This window comes from Acinetobacter sp. ABJ_C1_1, from assembly GCF_044684115.1.
Classification (GTDB): domain Bacteria; phylum Pseudomonadota; class Gammaproteobacteria; order Pseudomonadales; family Moraxellaceae; genus Acinetobacter; species Acinetobacter nosocomialis_A.
Genome location: NZ_JBITPU010000001.1, coordinates 796,691 through 814,436, shown reverse-complemented (window position 1 = coordinate 814,436; position 17,746 = coordinate 796,691). Strand labels below are relative to the sequence as shown.

The window sequence follows — 17,746 nt, the reverse complement described above, 5'->3', positions numbered from 1 at the left end:
GATGCCTCAAGAAAAAAAACTAACACAGCAACAGGTCATCGCATTAGAACGAGATCTGGCTAAATTCGCAACGATGATGGATAGTGCGGTCCGTATTCCTTTTACAAAGCAGGGTATTGGTGCCGATGCGGCTCTAAGTACTATTCCTATTGCGGGTGATGTAGCCGGTTTTGTTCTGACTTGCTATGCCATATATAAAGCCAAGCAAATTGGTGTGCCACAGCATAAGCTCACTCCCGTCATAAAATTGGCTGTAGTTGATGCTGTGGTGGGTTGTGTTCCAGTTGCAGGGACTATTTTCGATATTTTTATACGCCCTAGTAGAAAAGCATTAGATGTGGTTCATACCCACATACGCGAAGAATATGCGATTCAAAGTGATATGCATGTTGTTCATCCATATTTACACGAAAAGCTTGAAAAGAAGCAGCAACAGTCAGCCTTCTGGCGTAACCCTGTTGTGAGTTGGCTATGGTTACATATACCCGATTTATTAGGGGTATTTGTGCTTGTTCTGATTGGTTTTGCGATGTGGTGGGGAATCAGTTTTCTTTGGGGACTTGCTCATTCAGCCTAATAAAAAAGCCTCCAAAAGGAGGCTTTTTTATTTACTGTGTTATGGGCAATCTAACTGATGTAGAGCTGCTACACGTTGTTCGATAGATGGGTGAGTTTGGAACAAAGCAGCTAAACTAAAGCCTTGTTCTTTACCTTCCGCAATAGCGAACGCTTTCATTTCTTTTGGCATTTGGTCAGGTAACTCTGTTTCAGCCTGTAAACGTAATAAAGCAGAAATCATTGCTTGTTTACCAGCTAAACGTGCACCGGCTTCATCAGCACGGTATTCACGGTAACGAGAGAACCACATCACAATAGCTGAAGCAAGAATACCGAACACGATATCTAGAACCATCGTAATGAGGAAATAACCCATACCAGGGGCTTCATTGTCTTGACGACCAAAAACATTACGGTCGATAAAGTCACCTACTACACGAGCAAAGAACATCACAAAGGCGTTTACTACACCTTGAATGAGTGCGAGTGTAACCATGTCACCATTTGCAACGTGGCCGATCTCGTGCGCAAGTACTGCACGTAACTCATCTTTGTTCATACGCTCAAGTAGACCGCTTGAAACGGCAACTAAGGCATCATTTTTATTCCAGCCTGTTGCGAAAGCATTAGACTGATATGAAGGGAAGATACCAACTTCTGGCATATTAATACCAGCACGTTGAGAAAGTTCAGCGACTGTTTGCAATAACCAGCTTTCAGCTTGGTTACGAGGAGCATTTGGGTCAATCAGTTCTGTACCAGTAGTTTTCTTAGCCATCCATTTGGACATAAATAGAGAGACTAAAGAGCCCACCATACCAAACACAAAACAGATGACTAAAAGGTTGCCTAGATTCAAGCCACCCGCGCCATGGTAACTACCGACACCGAAGAGTGACAAAATAATGCCAGCTACAACCAGTACCGCGAGGTTGGTAAGCAAAAACAAACCAATCCGCATCATTGAGAAAATCCTCTTATAAATAAAATATTATCTGATTTATAAATTATAAATCACTCAGCTAATATGCGGCGCTTAGGGGAAAAATTCAAGGAAAAAATAAGGAATCGATACATTCTTTAGTGGATAAGAATGTATTTAAATTAAACAAGTTATTTAGAAGGCCCGTCTAAACACTCGGGTAGGGGTAATAGATCATTACAATTTTTAGACAATGGGCCTCGTTAAAAGATTAACCGCAATACATGCGGTTTTAAACTTTACTCGATTCTAATATGCGCAATTGCTGTTGCGTTATTGGTGACATAAGTACCCGTCGGGGCATCTGTATAAGTGCCATCTGACAATGTTACGATTTGGCGCCCAGAAGAGTATTTAACAGGTTTAGCCGATACTTGTTGAGGTGTGGTGGCTTGTGGCGAAACAGGGGGATTTACTGCTTGAGCAGAAATATTTGAGTTACTAAACGATGAAAGGCTTACCCCAGAAGAATATAAGTTTTGATATCGACTAGTTACACGGCGAACATAATCTTGGGTTTCACGAAATGGAGGGATACCACCATACTTATCTACGTTACCTTCACCAGCATTATAGGCAGCAAGCGCCATTTGCGTATTGCCATTAAAACGCTTGAGCAACCAACCTAGATATTTCGCACCAGCAAAGATATTTTGCTGAGGATCATAGGCGTTAGATACATTAAAACGGCGAGCAGTTGCAGGCATCAGCTGCATTAGGCCTTGAGCACCTACTGGAGAGTGAGCATTCACATTAAAACCAGATTCGGTATGCATGACTGCCTTAATTAAACCTTCTGATACGCCGTGCTGTTGTGCGGCCTGTTTAATAATATGGTCAAACGCATTTTTATTTCTGCTATAACTCGGTAGAACAGAAGCTTCTGAAGCGCCCCAGTTGGTATAACTATGAATATTACTATCGGGATAGTAAGTCACTTTTACTTTCTTGAGTGAATTGTCATAGCTTTTACGGTTAGTCAGTAAAGTACTGCCATTTTTGTCTTGGTAAACGTACATCTGACCCGCAAAAGTCGGCATTATACCTACCGAAAAAGTGGTCATCCCCAGCAAACAAGAAAAAAGATATTGAACCGAATTTTTCATTTTATGTTATTCACAATTTTAAGGTATTCGAAACTTGTCAAAGAGTTTATCAAAAAATATTACAGAAAGAAGTTTTGTGTAATTTTTTTTATTTTGGCTGTTTTAAAAAATCAAGCTGTTTTGTTCGAATGATCATCAAAAAAAATTAAAAAAAATTTTTAAAATGATTCTATTGACTTGAATAACTATTTGAAAATTAAAGGTAAAAATCATTGGTTAAAAAATGATCAATTTAAATAAAACCCTTAACAGAAGGTGAAAACAGTTTGTCAAGCACGAAGAAATCCACAATTTTATCCACAGGTTTTGTGGAAAACTGTGGAAAAGTCCAAAAAGTAAGCATTTTGCGCAAAAAATGAACTCATCGGTCAAAATGGAGCACTGCTTTTGCATCATGCCTGAGCATTATGACGACTTCAAGAATTGAAACTATTCTTTTGATGCGATTCCCGTCCGAATCATATAAAATTGCGCGGTATTTTTATTTATGGGTATATCTCGTCTATGTACGCGCCAGTTGAGTCCAACGAAGGATTTAATTTTAAGCCTGAACTTCCAACAAGCTCGGTCTATTATCGTTTGCTTAAGAAGCTTCGCCGTCAAGTTGGACATGCCATTCGTGACTTCAATATGATTGAAGATGGTGACAAGGTCATGGTGTGTGTGTCTGGTGGTAAAGACAGTTATACCTTGCTCGACATTTTGTTGCAGTTCAAACGTATTGCACCGATCAACTTTGACATTGTTGCGGTTAACCTTGACCAAAAGCAGCCGGGCTTTCCTGAAGATGTCTTACCACGTTATATGGAAGAAAATAACATTCCATATTACATTTTGGAAAAAGACACTTACACCATTACCAAGCGTTTAACACCTGAAGGTAAAACATACTGTGCAGTGTGTTCACGTTTACGTCGTGGTTCGCTTTATGGCTTTGCTCAAGAAATTGGTGCCACTAAAGTTGCGTTAGGCCATCACCGTGATGACATCATTGCAACTTTTTTCTTGAACTTGTTCCATGGCGGCAGCTTAAAGGCGATGCCACCTAAGCTTTTGTCGTCAGATAAGAAGAATATTTTGATTCGTCCTTTGGCTTATGTTGAAGAAAAAGACATTATCAAATATGCAGAATTACGTAAGTTCCCAATTATTCCGTGTAACCTTTGTGGTTCACAAGAGAACTTACAGCGTGCCATGCTTAATGAAATGCTACGTGAGTGGGATAAACAATATCCGAAACGTTTACACAGCATTTTTGGTGCTTTACAAAACGTATCTCCGTCTCAGTTAGCGGACCGTGATTTGTTTGATTTTGAAGCGCTAGATTCTCAGCGTGAGATCGACTTTAAAGACCCTGAAGAACTTAAAAAACGTTTAGATGTAGTGAACTTAAGTTTTGCTGCTGAATAAAACGATTAAGTAAGTCAATTAAAGGCACTTTATAAACAAGTGCCTTTAATGTATCAAAATACTAAAAAATGAATGTTCCGTACAAAAAGTCATAGCCCAACCTTAAAATTACATGCTATAACAACGCACAAGCAGAAGTGCTTCATATGATGTTGTCTGGATAGGCAACTAACTAGAGAAATTGAACAAATAAATTTGAGGAAGAATCATGCCTGCATTTTTAACTGATGATTGGTTTGCGACTGTCGAAAAATTAACTGCTGAAGCAGGTGATCTTAATTTGCCACCAGCTCTTGCGAATTTGGCAATTAATTTAGTAGTTACAGATGCTTCTGGAAATACCGAATTAGCGTTAGATGGGGGTAAAATCCAAAAAGGTTTGTCTTCAAATGCCAAAACAACTTTGAACATGGATGCTGAAACTTTACGTAAAGTATTCCTTGAGTTTGATATGGCAGCAGCTATGCAAGCATTCATGACTGGTAAAATTAAAGTTCAAGGCGACATGTCTCAGTTAATGGCTTTACAAACAGCTAAACCAAGCCAAGAACAAAAAGATTTGTTCAAGAAAGTATTAGAACAAACAGCTTAAGTCTAAAAGAATTTATATAAAAAGCTTACCCCAAGAGGTAAGCTTTTTATTGATACAAACAATGAATTTATCAACTTTTAAAAACAATAAAACTAGATATTGATTCGCGTTTGCGCCGTTTTAATATGCTCAAGATAAGCACGAATACGAGTCACGTACTGCACCGCTTGTTTGTATCGACCATTTCGCATTTGATTGCGCTGTAAATAGTCATAGAGATTTACCCACTGGTTTGGGTCTTTCCCTTGAGTTTGTAAGCGCTTCTGGATCTGGTTGACTGCGCCTGGACCCATATTGTAGGCCACAAGGGCATACCAGTTACGATCTGGGAAGGGAATATCACCATACTCACTTAGCATGAGATCATAATATTTCGCACCGCCCTGAATGCTTTGCGCTGGATCGCTACGGTTACTTACACCCATTGCCCGAGCTGTACTGTTGGTTAACATCATTAATCCGCGTACGCCTGTTGGTGAAACAGACTCTGGCTTGAGATACGATTCTTGATAGCTCATTGCTGCAAGCAAATGCCAATCTAAATCGTACTTCGCCGCGCTTTGTTTAAAGCTGGCTTTGTAAATAGGTAAACGCGTACTGATGTCACGTTGAATCGTAGACCAAGACTCAGGTTTTACAACGTTACGGTTGTAAAATGAAGCCAGTTGTTGAGTCAGACCATTTTGCTTGCTTTGACAAACAAAACCACTGGCAGTTTGTGTAAGAGGATCATCTGCTTGTTTAAACACCCAGCTTAAATCGGGATTTAATCCATTTTTTTGCAAATTTACGATGTCACCACAACTTGCAGAAAAAGACATTAAACCTTTGTTCTCGATTGAGCTTAAGCTCGCGGTCGTCATGGCAAGATTTGCTTTACCTTGCTGGATCCATTTGAGTGCGGTGGCGTTATCTGCCACGATTTTGAAGTCCAACTTTACATTTAAGCTTTGCGCATAGTTACGAGCCAAGTCATAACCGAAGCCATGTAAAAATTGATCTTCTTTAAAAACAGTAGTTGGGCTTTCTACAGCAACTACGGTTAATGTGTTTGTGTTAACTACAGTATTGTACTGTAGGGTTTTTCCTGCATTGATACTATGAAAGGGAAAAAACATAGTGCTGAGTGCAAGAACTTTCAATGGGAGAGAAGAAAATAAAGAGTTAAGGCTAAGCCTCGACCCAGAACTTGAATTACTGTGCATGTTGTCTCCGCTACAGATAATTTATGCCCTAGAAAGCCAGGCAAAAAGCTGCCATAACTTCTAAAAGTTGATAAATTCAATAAGGGGTGGGCAGTCATGACGTCATTCAAAATGACATGAAATGAAAAAAATAAACTGTGTAGAAAATCTACATAGTTGCTGGTTGGGTTAAAAAATACTCAACATTTAAGATGCGCGCATCATAATATTCAAAAAAAAGATTGTCAAATTTTGAACAATTAAATATTCGATATATCAACATAACAACATGAATTTATTAAGGAAGAAAATTTATACACTTCTGATATGGGTAAATAGGGTATAAAATGCTACATCTTGTAAGCAGTATGTTGTTCATCAGTGGTTTTTTATCATGAAATCTAACTTAATCACTCGGTCAGGACATGACAAATTAGTTGCTGAATTAAAACAACTTTGGCATGAAGAACGACCAGAAATCACAAAGAAAGTGAATTGGGCTGCAAGCCTCGGCGACCGCAGTGAAAATGCCGATTATCAGTACAATAAACAGCTACTGAGAAAAATTGATCGCAGAGTACGTTATTTAGGAAAACGTTTAGAAGAGTTAAAAATTGTTGATTATGCTCCGGAGCAAGAAGGCAAAGTTTATTTTGGAGCTTGGGTCGAAATTGAAAATGAAGAAGGGGAACAAAAAACTTTACGAATTGTCGGGATTGATGAAATTTATGATCATCATCCTCAGCATATCTCGATTGAGTCACCAATGGCGCGTGCACTGTTGAGTAAAGAAGTCGATGATGAGGTTGAAGTGCACACTCCTTTAGGTAAAAAGCTTTGGTATATCAATGCAATTCGTTATGAAAAGCCTAAAAATGATGAAATTTAAATAGATTTGTTTTTATTTTGAGCGTTTGAATTAAAAATTAAATAAAAGATTTGCCAACTTGCATTTTTGTTTATATTATAGCGCTCGTTGGAAGCGTGGCAGAGCGGTTTAATGCACCGGTCTTGAAAACCGACGAGGGTGTGAGTCCTCCGTGAGTTCGAATCTCACCGCTTCCGCCAAAATTCTTAAAAAGCCCTTGTTATTGACAAGGGCTTTTTTTTATCTATTATTTTATCCCTCAACCCCTTCACATTAAAACCTGGATTGGAATAATCCGAATAAGAATAAATCTAATGGCTGTGCATAATAGATGAATCGTATTTAAGCTGAAATTTTAGAAAACACACGACTCTGTAGCTATACGCTCTACATGCATGATTTTTGACTCTGCTTTTTAGTTGTTAATGACAATATCTCTGCGTATTTCTTGATTTTTATTCAATAGTATTTTGCCAACTCAATGATTTTTAGTGAGATAAATTCATTCTAAGATGCCTGTCATCTCTAAACAATAAGTCCTTTTAATAACGATAAAAGGCTGTTTTAAAATGAAATATTCAGGTGGAATACATGAAAACCAAACATTATTTAACATTGAGTGATGCAGAAGTTTTATTGGAACGCGCACAGCAAGCTGCCAATGAAATGGGTCTGAACGTCAGTATTTCTGTTGTTGATGAAACAGGAAGTCTGTTAACTATGAAACGTCTTGATGGAGCATCACCCTTGACGGCTAGCTTTTCTTTGGAAAAAGCCAAAGGCTCTGCAATAAGTAGACTTCCATCAAAAAGCTTGGAGGATATGATTAAGAACGGCCAAATTGGTATTCTTAATATGAGCAGTTTTTCTGGTAGCTTAGAAGGTGGTGAACCAATACTGTATCAAGGGAATCTAATAGGTGCGGTAGGTGTCTCTGGTGCTCAATCTTTTCAAGATGCTGAAATTGCACGCTCAGCAATAGATGCTTTTTTAGCACATGTAACTCAATAAATAATAATGCTGTATAAGTAAAAAATTATCAGGTTACGGTCAAAATTAAAAAAAGCAGTAAGATTAATCTTGCTGCGTTTTTTTATGTCTGGTTTATAACGACCCGTGAAGTAAACAAGCTTAGTGCTTTGTAAGTTAAAAAATCTAACTGATTCTAATAAGCTGTATAAGTTGTTAAGAGGGAAACCTGTATTTGCGTATTGGCCAGAGTGGTAGCAAATACGGATATTCAACTATACACACCCTTTTTAGGCAAACGTAACGATTTATCTTTGGATAATTACCCAGAAGTTTCTCTAGATGATGCCCGCTCGCATCATTCAGGATTCTATCAGGAGGCATTAGATCAGACAGCATGATAAGGTTATATGAATGCTAAGTTTGAGGGGGAGGCGGTCTTGGATGTAGTTAATGAGTTTTATAATCGTGATGAACAGGGACAGCCCCTAGACTGATACTTTAAATACGAATGTAGGACCACTGCAAAAGGAATTAGTACAGAGTGTCACGGTACTGAATTAAAGAATCTTAGGGCCGTTTATTACCTATATTCTTATTTTATTTTCATATTTTAATGGAATATATCAGTTTCATATTTTTAATAAGTCTAATCTAAACAACTTTTTTGAAATAAAATCCACAAAAGCTCTGATTTTGGGAGAAAGATGACGGTTTGACGGCCATAATGCCCAGAACTGAACGAGTTCCTGTTCGGCATTATTCAATACAATTTGAAGTTTTCCCTCTTCGAAAGCTTTATACACCAAGAAATCAGGCATGTAAGCAATCCCGTGTCCATCAATCGTAGCAGTCAATACGGCCTCCATGTTGTTAAACGTTAAGATAGTGTGTAGCCGTAGTTGTGACCAGAGAGGATCGGCTGACATCGTCCATGCCATGAGCTTCCCAGTATTTGGAAAGCGATAACGTATGCAGTCATGCTGTTCCAATTCAACAGGTGTGCGTGGGATGCCCCTACGTGCAAGATATGCAGGCGCTGCACACAATACATGACGACACGTTCCTAGCCGCTGCGACATCAGTTTAGAATCTGGCAGATCTCCACTACGTATGACGATATCAAAACCTTCCTTAATGACATCGACAAGTTGGTCATTAAAATCAATGTCTAGCTCAATTTCTGGATAAAGTCGGCGAAATTCAGGTAGCTCAGAAAGTAAGAAGTGGTAACCGATGGTCGGCAAGCTTAATCGCAGCTTACCGCGTGGTGTCTGGATGGCATGCGACAGCATAGCCTGTGCTTCGTCGAGATCGTCCAAGATTGATCGACAACGTTGATAGAACATCTCACCTTCAGCAGTCAAATGAACTTTGCGCGTGCTGCGCTGAAACAATCGTACTCCCATCGCTTGTTCAAGCTTAGCAATACTTTTGCCCACAGCAGATGCGGACACACCGAGTGCGCGGGCAGCACCGACAAAGCTGAGTGCTTCAGCTGTTTTTACAAAGTAGACAATTCCATTAAAGCTATCCATGAAATACCCGATTAATTATAGAATTTTATTCCATTATAAGTGGAATTATATCGTATTTATCTAATATTAAGTCGAAATTATACTCACCATAGCAATTCATTCACTGAAATCATCTTTCTCAGAATAGGTATTTTCATGACAAATACGACTTTCACCACTGACCGAAGCAAAGTACTCATTCTGGTTTCGATTTGCCTTGCTGCGGTAGTCCTGCCATTGAGCTTTACTGGAGGAGTAGTTGCAACGCCTATGATTGGCCATACTTTGGGCGGTAGTGCCACAGCCCTTACATGGATCACTAATGCTTTTATGTTAAGTTTTGGCAGTTTGTTAATGGCCACTGGAGTCTTGGCCGATAAGTTTGGCCGGAAACGTATGTTTATTCTAGGCATGACATTATTCATTATTACTTCGCTGGTTTTAAGCATGTGCTCGACTGTAGTATGGCTTGATGCATTACGTGCCATACAAGGAGTCGCTGCAGCGGCAGCGCTGTCTGGTGGTTCGTCTGCGCTGGCACAGGAGTTCGAGGGACATGCGCGTACACGCGCTTTCAGTATGCTAGGCACAAGCTTTGGGGTAGGCCTTGCTTTCGGTCCTCTAATGTCTGGTGCATTAATTGACATATTTGGTTGGCCATCAATTTTCTTTGCAATTGCAGGCATTGGTACTGTGGCACTGATTTTGGGAATGTCACAAATGCGTGAAACGCGTGATCCCGATGCGACAGGATTTGACTGGTTAGGTATGCTGACCTTTACAGGGGCCTTGTCGCTTTTCACATTTAGTGTCATTGAGGTGCCTGAAAGTGGCTGGACGAGTCCAAAGGTGATGACTTTATTGATTGCTTCATTGGTTTTGTCGGTCATCTTTATTTTTATTGAACTACAAGTGACGAAACCAATGCTTGATCTCAGTTTGTTTCGTTATCCACGTTTTATAGGCGTGCAGATGCTGCCTATCGGAACTTGCTATTGCTATATCGTGTTGATTGTCCTATTACCGCTGCGCTTTATTGGAGTTGGTGGTTATTCTGAAATCGAAGCAGGTCAGTTGATGCTGGCTTTATCGGCACCATTGCTCGTAATCCCCATGCTGGTTGCTTCGTTGACACGCTGGATCTCAGCCAGTGTTCTGTGCGGAATTGGTTTCGTAATCGCTGCGATTGGGCTTTATTTGCTTGGCTTGATCAACGATGGTCACTCTGGGTATGCTGTCATCATTGCAATGTTACTTATTGGGGTTGGCGCTGGTATGCCGTGGGGACTCATGGACGGGCTTGCAATCAGTGTTGTGCCTAAAGAGAGGGCAGGGATGGCGACTGGTATTTTTAATACCACGCGAGTTGCGAGTGAGGGTGTTGCGCTAGCCATTACCGTAGCTTTGCTGTCGACTTTCGCTAGCATGAAGCTACAGTTTTTATTATCAAATAGTGCGAGCTCTGTTACAGCTTTGCGAATCACGGAAGCATCACAGCATATTGCAGTAGGCGATCTCTCTTCTGCATCTGCAATGTTACCTGAGATGAATCGCAACCTTCTTATGTCGAGTTATACCAATGCTTTCCAGAGCCTGACTTATGTTTTGATCGTCATTACTCTCTTGTCGGCTCTTATTGCCTTCTTCTTCTTGAATCGTACATCGCGTACGAATTGCGGTTATTCAGATAATGAGCATATTGAATCAAAGTCAGACACCATATGACGGTCACTCCATTGATTAGTCAGTCTTTGGATATATTGGTATGAGATACAGTAATAGTGTAAACGGTGGAGCACAAGTGCTCCTAAGGAATAATTGAGGTTGTATGGCTTGATATTGTTTTTCCAAATCTGAGCAAATTGTAGGTTGGGGCCGGCTAGGATTACTGGCTCAATTCGGTCAAAAACCGCCAATCGAAGCTGCTTTGAATTCGATTTGCTACAAAATGTGGTAAAAATTACGTTGTAGCTGATGAACTTTCTGAAAAATTTGCTATCAAGGCTGCATTCTCTTTATCTGCTTAAGACAATACGGTTGTTTGCTTTAATTGTAATAAAGCAAATGTAGATGCCAAAAAGATAGTAAAAGTGCACAAATATTTTTCTTTCCCGCCACGTGAGATCGCAGAGTTCGTCACCCCCCTCACCAAATCAAGAACATGAAATTGATCTACTACTTGTTAAAGGTGCGAACAGTTCGTGGTGGTTGAAAGATAACCAAATTCTTAAAAAGATAATGGCTTTTTTTATGCATATAAATTACTAAAAATAATCTTACGCTCTTTTATATATTTCTAAGTATGGTCTCTCCCGTTCGAGGGTTTGTTAAAGTCACATTTTCAAGCGCCTGAATGTACCAAGAATTGTTCTTCTTGGTGAGTACAGTAAGAATGAGAGTATCAATTTGATGGGGGCCCTGAAGGTTGAGCTACGCCCGCAGTTAAGCGACTCCAAAAGTGTGAAATACAGATATCATCACTCATTGGTGTAATGTCTATGAGTTCATTTTCTAGTGTTGAGTCGCTATAGATGGTGTCATGAATAGGCTGGTGTAGTGCAACAATTTCATCAACGCCTTTAACGTAATGGCCAAAACGATTAACGAAAGTCGCGTCTTGATGAAAAAGAGCAGCAAAGGCCTTCATATCATGATTATTCCAAGCAATTTGAAATGCTAGAGGAATGTCTTCTGGGTTTATTATGTGTTGACTCATATCATCCCTACTATTTAAGTTTTAAGTCCATTTTGAATATATTATAAATGAATGGGCTTCGACATGCTTAAGCGGAACAGCTAGTCACAGCTCAGCATGCAAGGACTTATTCCTATAAACACGCCATACTTTTAACGCAAAAAAGTTTAGGGGTGAGCAGTATTAAACAACTATAAGTTTGAGCTAATCGATGGATAAGTTTTTAGAAAAATACAGATAAAAATATAAGATAAATAGAAATGACTCATAATGACTTTAATATACTGTTAATAATCAAACATCCGTTAAAAATTTAAATAGAATCTTCGATTTTTTGGGGTTTTTTTAATGTTTAGAACGAATTAATTAAGTTTAAAATATGGAGAATTTGTATATCGGATAGCATTTATTAGTTTTATTAAAATTAGAGTTATATAAATCTTGTGAATTATAGGTTTTTACTTCGCTAGTTTTGTACGTTTTTCATCCTAATGATGATGGCGAAATTCAAACATTGCAGCTAAAAGCTTAATTTTTTTAGAAAATATGAGCCTAAACAATCGGAATTTATATATTATTAAATAGACTTCAAAACTAAAACTTTAATCTTGATTTAAGTTCAATTATTTAATTTATGACATATCTTGATTTCTTTAATGGGTCAGAAAAACAAACATGACTTCATTTGAGCCAAATCAGAAAATTAAAGAGAGTATAAAAATGAACCAGTTTGTAACAAACACGAATAATATTATTCGTGGAAAGTATCATCCGGAATTTTTGCAGCATGAAGTCTTGGCCGATATTTTTGTCCATACTGCACAAACTCTTCCTGATAAAACGGCTTTAATTGAAGCAGATAAAACGTTGAGTTATGGTGAGTTATATCAGCAAGCCTTAATTATGGCTCAACATTTGACGATAAGGGGGGTAAAACCTGGTCATATTGTTGGCTTATGGTTGCCTCGTGGTATCGAGCTTTTAAAAGCTCAATTGGCGATTTGTTTAAGTGGCGCAGCATGGCTTCCTTTTGATATGGATACGCCAGCGGACCGTATTGCTGTGTGTCTTGAAGATGCCGACGCTGTAGGAATGATTACTACAGATGAATGGCATGCACATTTAGATGAAGTACCACAAACAAAGTGGACCAATACCGAACTGCAAAAACCACTCAGTGAAAACATTCCTTTAGCTAAAACGACTCCAGAACAGCCTGCGTATATTATTTATACATCGGGTTCGACAGGTAAGCCGAAAGGGATTGTGATTACCCAAAGAAATATTTGTCACTTTTTACGTAGTGAAAATAATGTTTTGGGTATTCAAGAGCAAGACAAAGTCTATCAAGGCTTTTCTGTTGCTTTTGATATGTCATTTGAAGAGATTTGGCTTTCTTACTTGGTCGGTGCAACATTATGGATTGCACCTAAGTCGCTTGTGAGTGACCCTGAACGTTTATGCCAAATATTAAAGCAAGAACAAATTACAGTATTGCATGCTGTACCGACATTACTTGCTTTATTTCCAGAAGATGTACCTAACTTAAGAATTATTAACTTAGGTGGGGAAATGTGCCCGGATTCACTGGTTGACCGTTGGGCATTGCCTCATCACAAAATGTTTAACACTTATGGTCCAACTGAGACTACGGTTACTGCAAGCCTTGAGGCGTTAGAGCGTGGCAAACTCGTCACGATTGGTAAGCCTTTACCAAACTATGGCATGTTGGTCATTAACGCTGAAAGAGAATTACTGCCGCAAGGTGAAACAGGTGAGCTCTGTATCTTTGGCCCAAGTGTGGCAGAAGGATACTTAGGTCGTCCTGACTTAACCGCTGATAAGTTTATTCAAAACCCGTGGGCAGACGGTCCAGATGAACAATCGCTCTATCGCACCGGCGATTTGGCTAAAATTGATGAATTTGGTCAAGTACACTGCTTGGGACGTGCGGACGATCAGGTGAAAATCCGTGGTTTCCGTGTGGAACTTGGTGAAATCGAAGCTGCGCTTTGCGATATTGAAGGTATTGGTACTGCGGCAGTTATTCTTCGTCCAGAAGACGGTATTGATCAGCTTATTGCGTTTATTGCGCCAGAAATTGATGCGAAAAAAGCAATCGAAATTAAAGAACTCCGTCATAATTTAAGCCAACGTTTACCACCTTATATGGTGCCAAACCGTTTTGAGATTATTGAAGAAGTTCCACGTTTATTGTCAGGAAAAATTGACCGTAAAGCTTTAAAAGCACGTCCACTTACGAGTGTGATTGACCGTAGTGAATCTGACCAACCGCAAAACCCGGCAGAAGAAATCTTATTTGGCATTTTGAACCGCTTGTTCCCAAATATGCCGATTAAACTCGATTCAGATTTCTTTGACGACTTAGGCGGCCATTCACTTTTAGCGGCTGTTTTAATATCGAACTTGCGTGAACACCCAGAATATAGCCATCTGACTATTCAAAACTTATATCAAGCGAGAAGGGTTGGGGCAATTGCTGCACTCATGCTAGAGCAACCAACGCCTACTGTATTTGATAGCCAAATTGGACAAGATAACCCTCGTAACCAAACTTATAAGTGGTTATGTGGTATTGCACAGCTCGTTACCATTCCAGTTTTAATTTCGATTAATATCTTGCAGTGGTTAGCGCCATTCTTTACCTATCACTATTTTACTGGTGGAACACGCGACAGTATCCCAAATGCTATCGCGATGTCTTTATTGGTTTACATCAGCGTTATTATTGCCAGTTTTGTTGTTTCAATTTCTGTAAAACGACTATTAATGATGGGCGTTGGTGCAGGGCAATATCCATTATGGGGATTAACCTATTTCCGTTGGTGGTTAGCAGACCGTATTAGCAACATTTCACCAGTTTATTTATTGTCAGGCTCGACTTTACTTAACTTATATTTGAAAGCGCTTGGTGCGAAAATCGGCCATGACGTGACGATTAGTTCAGTGCATATTCGTATGCCGTCTTTACTTACTGTTGAAGATGGGGTGAGCATTGGCTCTCAAGTAAACTTAGAGAATGCCAAAGTCGAACATGGTCACTTGGTTTTAGGTTCAATTCACTTAAAAGAAGACAGTTATGTGGGCTCTTATGCTGTATTAGAAGAAAATACAGTGTTGGAAAAACAAGCTCACGTAAATGCCTTAACTTCAATTGAATATGACACAGTGGTACCAGCTGGAGAAATCTGGGATGGTACACCTGCGAAGAAAATCGGACATGTAGACGATCACGATAAATTACCAGAGCGTCCAAAATTATCGTTTATTCGTAAAATTGCAGAATATGCATATTATGGAATTAGTGCGTTAATTATTGCGTGTTTGTTCTTTATTCCAATTTTCCCAAGCTTCCTGTTGGTCGACTGGTTAGATGCAAACGTATTTAATATTAACCCGAATGAACATTTACAAATCGCACTGTACTACTTCATTTTAGCGATTCCAGCTAGTGCAATGATGATGATGATTACTGCTGTAATTTCTTCAGTCATTCGTAAAGTTGCATTGCCTCGTCTTGAAACAGGAACGTATGCGGTTCATGGTGGTACGTATTACCGTAAATGGTTTGCGTCTCAAATCTTGGAAACAAGCTTACAAACCTTGCATGGCTTGTTTGCTACGATTTATGCGCCAACATGGTTCCGTATGCTCGGTGCAAAAGTAGGTAAAAATACTGAAATTTCTACCGCAAACGGTGTTATTCCAGAAATGCTGACTTTGGGTGAAGAAAGCTTTATTGCCGATGCTGTAATGCTAGGTGATGAAGAAATCAAAGGCGGCTGGATGACATTAAAATCGACCAAAATTGGTAACCGTAGTTTTGTCGGAAACAGTGCGTATATTGCTGATGGTACCGTGTTACCAGACAACGTCTTGATTGGCGTGCAATCTAAAACACCTGATAACGTTGAAATGTACGATGGTCAAACTTGGTTTGGTTCACCGCCATTGTTATTGCCTGCGCGTGAAGCTGCTGAAAAATATCCAGATCATTTAACATTCTTACCAAGTATCAAACGCCGTTTAATGCGTGGTTTTATTGAAGGCCTTCGTGTTGTATTACCTGCTGCTCTTGCGATTGGTGTGGGTTATATGATCGTGCTTGAGATTATTGATGTTATTAACAAATACAACATTCCAACAGGTTTGTTGGCTTTAACTCTAGCTGGTTTACTCTATGGCGTAGGCTGCTTCGTTATTGTTGCGTTATTGAAGTGGATTTTGATTGGTCGTTATGAGCCACGTTCAGCTCCTATGTGGACTATGTTTGTATGGTTAAGTGAAGGGATCACAAGCTTATATGAGTCAGTTGCGATTCCGAACTTCTTAAACTACTTAAGAGGAACGCCAATGTTGCCATTCTTCTTGCGTATTTTAGGTGTTCGTATTGGTAAAGACGTCTATATGGATACAGCCGATATTACAGAGTTTGACTGTGTAAGCATTGGTGACCGCGCTGAGTTTAATAGCTTCTCAGGCCCACAAACTCACTTGTTTGAAGACCGTATTATGAAAATCGGACAAGTGAATATTGGTAACGATGTTGTGGTAAATACACGCAGTATTATTTTGTATAACGCCAACGTGAGCAACCATGCCGTGTTGGGGCCATTAACATTGGTCATGAAAGGTGAAAATATTCCGGCTAAATCTGCTTGGATTGGTTCACCGGCTGTGCCTTGGGTTCATAAATAATAAATTGTTGAATTGAAAAAAGCCTCTGTAGAAACAGGGGCTTTTTATTATGTGTTGTAAGCGAACTTATTTATTCAGTTGCCATAAATGCTTCATGATAAGTAACTTCTCCTGAGGGAATATGATTAGTGAAGCTTATAGCTTGAAAATATTCATTCGGTACATTAGGTAAATTTAAATCAGGGTATGATTTAAAACCAAATCGACTGTAATAATTTGGATCACCTAATAGAACGCAACCCTTTCCGCCTAATTCTTTTAACTTTTGAAGAGCTGCATTCATTAAAAGAGAACCAATGCCAATTCCTTGTTTCTTTGGACATACAGAAATAGGGCCTAGACCATACCAACCAGTTTCACCTGACGTGATTGTAACTGGTGAAATAGCAACATGACCTACAATTAAGCCATCTTCTATAGCAACTAAAGAGATCGTGAGTTGCTTATGTTTCCGAAGGCTATTCACAATAAATTGTTCAGTATGACTAGAATGCTCTTCATTTAAGAACGCGGCTTTCGTCAACGCTTCGATATTTTTAATATCTTCGGGTTGTTCATCTCGAATTATAATATTCATATTTTTCTTTCTCTTAATAAATAGCCACTTATATCAACGATTGTCTAGTTGAGGGCGGACAGTCTGGAGTCCTAACAATGTAATTTGATAAGGTTGGCTATTTTTAGACTTGATTAAGCGTTTTGCTTTTAGCTTTTTAAACACATCTAATGAACAATCAGATAGCACAAAACCTTCTCGTGTATAGCATTCAACGAAATAGACTGTGCCTGATGCGTCACGTTGGTATTTAATATGTCCGCCTTTGGCAAGGACATGGAGAGTTCGTTGTTCGAACTTTGAAAGATTCATGTTGGAGCCTTGATAATAATCAAACGTGCAAATAGAAGTGATCAGAAATATGACCACAGAAAAATTGCGATATTGATAATCAACTCAATAATAAAAATTGAGAGTGATTATCAGATGATTACTATCTCCAACATATAAACCTCTTTTAGAAGGGGGATACTTTTATTCAAAGGATATATTAACTGTATATATCACTTAATAACAAATGTTTTTTATATTCATAGACCTTTCATTTATATAAAATCAGGCAACAAAAAATTATGTATGAGTTTTAGTAA

The 17,746-nt window shown here is 39.0% G+C and carries 13 protein-coding genes, 1 tRNA gene and 2 pseudogenes; 9 read left to right on the top strand and 7 right to left on the bottom strand.

Annotation, left to right across the window (positions count from 1 at the left end):
- Nucleotide 1: 1 nt before the first annotated feature.
- Nucleotides 2–577: a DUF4112 domain-containing protein gene (locus ACG59Z_RS03945; protein WP_107972571.1), complete on the top strand. Its 576-nt coding sequence runs from the start codon at nucleotides 2–4 to the stop codon at nucleotides 575–577.
- A gap of 39 nt (nucleotides 578–616) precedes the next feature.
- On the opposite strand, the gene htpX is transcribed toward ACG59Z_RS03945, so the two are convergent.
- Nucleotides 617–1,522: a protease HtpX gene (htpX, locus tag ACG59Z_RS03940; protein ID WP_004699673.1), complete on the bottom strand. Its 906-nt coding sequence runs from the start codon at nucleotides 1,520–1,522 to the stop codon at nucleotides 617–619.
- A gap of 257 nt (nucleotides 1,523–1,779) precedes the next feature.
- Nucleotides 1,780–2,646, bottom strand: coding sequence for a lytic transglycosylase domain-containing protein (locus tag ACG59Z_RS03935; protein WP_396463446.1), 867 nt, complete (start codon nucleotides 2,644–2,646; stop codon nucleotides 1,780–1,782).
- Nucleotides 2,647–3,150: 504 nt separating this feature from the next.
- On the opposite strand from ACG59Z_RS03935, the gene ttcA reads away from it, so the two are divergent.
- Nucleotides 3,151–4,056, top strand: a complete 906-nt coding sequence (gene ttcA, locus ACG59Z_RS03930; RefSeq protein ID WP_107972573.1) for a tRNA 2-thiocytidine(32) synthetase TtcA — start codon at nucleotides 3,151–3,153, stop codon at nucleotides 4,054–4,056.
- 208 nt (nucleotides 4,057–4,264) lie between these two features.
- Nucleotides 4,265–4,648 carry an SCP2 sterol-binding domain-containing protein gene (locus tag ACG59Z_RS03925; protein ID WP_001110719.1) on the top strand — a complete coding sequence of 128 codons (384 nt, stop codon included), beginning with the start codon at nucleotides 4,265–4,267 and terminating at the stop codon, nucleotides 4,646–4,648.
- Nucleotides 4,649–4,740: 92 nt separating this feature from the next.
- On the opposite strand, the gene ACG59Z_RS03920 is transcribed toward ACG59Z_RS03925, so the two are convergent.
- Nucleotides 4,741–5,853, bottom strand: a complete 1,113-nt coding sequence (locus ACG59Z_RS03920) for a transglycosylase SLT domain-containing protein (protein ID WP_400197989.1) — start codon at nucleotides 5,851–5,853, stop codon at nucleotides 4,741–4,743.
- A 373-nt stretch (nucleotides 5,854–6,226) separates the two neighbouring features.
- On the opposite strand from ACG59Z_RS03920, the gene greB reads away from it, so the two are divergent.
- The 4 genes and pseudogenes from greB to ACG59Z_RS03900 form a co-directional block, all read left to right on the top strand.
- The gene (greB, locus tag ACG59Z_RS03915) at nucleotides 6,227–6,721 is read left to right on the top strand and encodes a transcription elongation factor GreB (RefSeq protein ID WP_396463447.1); all 495 of its coding nucleotides are present in this window, start codon (nucleotides 6,227–6,229) and stop codon (nucleotides 6,719–6,721) included.
- A gap of 89 nt (nucleotides 6,722–6,810) precedes the next feature.
- Nucleotides 6,811–6,900: transfer RNA gene (locus ACG59Z_RS03910), tRNA-Ser, on the top strand.
- Between the two features lie 391 nt (nucleotides 6,901–7,291).
- Nucleotides 7,292–7,711, top strand: coding sequence for a heme-binding protein (locus ACG59Z_RS03905; RefSeq protein ID WP_400197988.1), 420 nt, complete (start codon nucleotides 7,292–7,294; stop codon nucleotides 7,709–7,711).
- Nucleotides 7,712–7,806: 95 nt separating this feature from the next.
- Nucleotides 7,807–8,025, top strand: a pseudogene (locus tag ACG59Z_RS03900) (Arm DNA-binding domain-containing protein); the annotation flags it as partial.
- Nucleotides 8,026–8,301: 276 nt separating this feature from the next.
- Here the strand turns inward: ACG59Z_RS03900 and ACG59Z_RS03895 are convergent.
- A complete protein-coding gene (locus tag ACG59Z_RS03895) occupies nucleotides 8,302–9,207 on the bottom strand; it encodes a LysR family transcriptional regulator (protein ID WP_400197987.1) in 906 nt (301 codons plus the stop codon).
- A 135-nt stretch (nucleotides 9,208–9,342) separates the two neighbouring features.
- Here ACG59Z_RS03895 and ACG59Z_RS03890 point away from each other — a divergent pair, with 135 nt between their 5' ends.
- On the top strand, nucleotides 9,343–10,911 hold the full coding sequence (locus ACG59Z_RS03890; RefSeq protein ID WP_400197986.1) for an MFS transporter: 1,569 nt from the start codon (nucleotides 9,343–9,345) through the stop codon (nucleotides 10,909–10,911).
- A gap of 561 nt (nucleotides 10,912–11,472) precedes the next feature.
- Here the strand turns inward: ACG59Z_RS03890 and ACG59Z_RS03885 are convergent.
- Nucleotides 11,473–11,947, bottom strand: a pseudogene (locus tag ACG59Z_RS03885) (SgcJ/EcaC family oxidoreductase).
- A 654-nt stretch (nucleotides 11,948–12,601) separates the two neighbouring features.
- Between ACG59Z_RS03885 and posA the strand changes: the two are divergent.
- On the top strand, nucleotides 12,602–16,600 hold the full coding sequence (posA, locus tag ACG59Z_RS03880; protein ID WP_400197985.1) for a delta-poly-L-ornithine synthetase PosA: 3,999 nt from the start codon (nucleotides 12,602–12,604) through the stop codon (nucleotides 16,598–16,600).
- 70 nt (nucleotides 16,601–16,670) lie between these two features.
- On the opposite strand, the gene ACG59Z_RS03875 is transcribed toward posA, so the two are convergent.
- Nucleotides 16,671–17,177, bottom strand: coding sequence for a GNAT family N-acetyltransferase (locus ACG59Z_RS03875; RefSeq protein WP_400197984.1), 507 nt, complete (start codon nucleotides 17,175–17,177; stop codon nucleotides 16,671–16,673).
- Between the two features lie 33 nt (nucleotides 17,178–17,210).
- On the bottom strand, nucleotides 17,211–17,468 hold the full coding sequence (locus tag ACG59Z_RS03870) for a YjhX family toxin (protein WP_001054060.1): 258 nt from the start codon (nucleotides 17,466–17,468) through the stop codon (nucleotides 17,211–17,213).
- Between the last annotated feature and the right edge of the window lie 278 nt (nucleotides 17,469–17,746).

What these genes read in the sequence shown, in the direction of transcription:
- ttcA (WP_107972573.1), top strand. Translation starts at nt 3,151, where the DNA reads ATGTACGCGCCAGTTGAGTCCAACGAAGGATTTAATTTTAAGCCTGAA.
- ACG59Z_RS03905 (WP_400197988.1), top strand. Translation starts at nt 7,292, where the DNA reads ATGAAAACCAAACATTATTTAACATTGAGTGATGCAGAAGTTTTATTG.
- ACG59Z_RS03925 (WP_001110719.1), top strand. Translation starts at nt 4,265, where the DNA reads ATGCCTGCATTTTTAACTGATGATTGGTTTGCGACTGTCGAAAAATTA.
- greB (WP_396463447.1), top strand. Translation starts at nt 6,227, where the DNA reads ATGAAATCTAACTTAATCACTCGGTCAGGACATGACAAATTAGTTGCT.
- ACG59Z_RS03895 (WP_400197987.1), bottom strand. Translation starts at nt 9,207, where the DNA reads ATGGATAGCTTTAATGGAATTGTCTACTTTGTAAAAACAGCTGAAGCA.
- posA (WP_400197985.1), top strand. Translation starts at nt 12,602, where the DNA reads ATGAACCAGTTTGTAACAAACACGAATAATATTATTCGTGGAAAGTAT.
- ACG59Z_RS03935 (WP_396463446.1), bottom strand. Translation starts at nt 2,646, where the DNA reads ATGAAAAATTCGGTTCAATATCTTTTTTCTTGTTTGCTGGGGATGACC.
- htpX (WP_004699673.1), bottom strand. Translation starts at nt 1,522, where the DNA reads ATGATGCGGATTGGTTTGTTTTTGCTTACCAACCTCGCGGTACTGGTT.
- ACG59Z_RS03920 (WP_400197989.1), bottom strand. Translation starts at nt 5,853, where the DNA reads ATGCACAGTAATTCAAGTTCTGGGTCGAGGCTTAGCCTTAACTCTTTA.
- ACG59Z_RS03875 (WP_400197984.1), bottom strand. Translation starts at nt 17,177, where the DNA reads ATGAATATTATAATTCGAGATGAACAACCCGAAGATATTAAAAATATC.
- ACG59Z_RS03870 (WP_001054060.1), bottom strand. Translation starts at nt 17,468, where the DNA reads ATGAATCTTTCAAAGTTCGAACAACGAACTCTCCATGTCCTTGCCAAA.
- ACG59Z_RS03945 (WP_107972571.1), top strand. Translation starts at nt 2, where the DNA reads ATGCCTCAAGAAAAAAAACTAACACAGCAACAGGTCATCGCATTAGAA.
- ACG59Z_RS03890 (WP_400197986.1), top strand. Translation starts at nt 9,343, where the DNA reads ATGACAAATACGACTTTCACCACTGACCGAAGCAAAGTACTCATTCTG.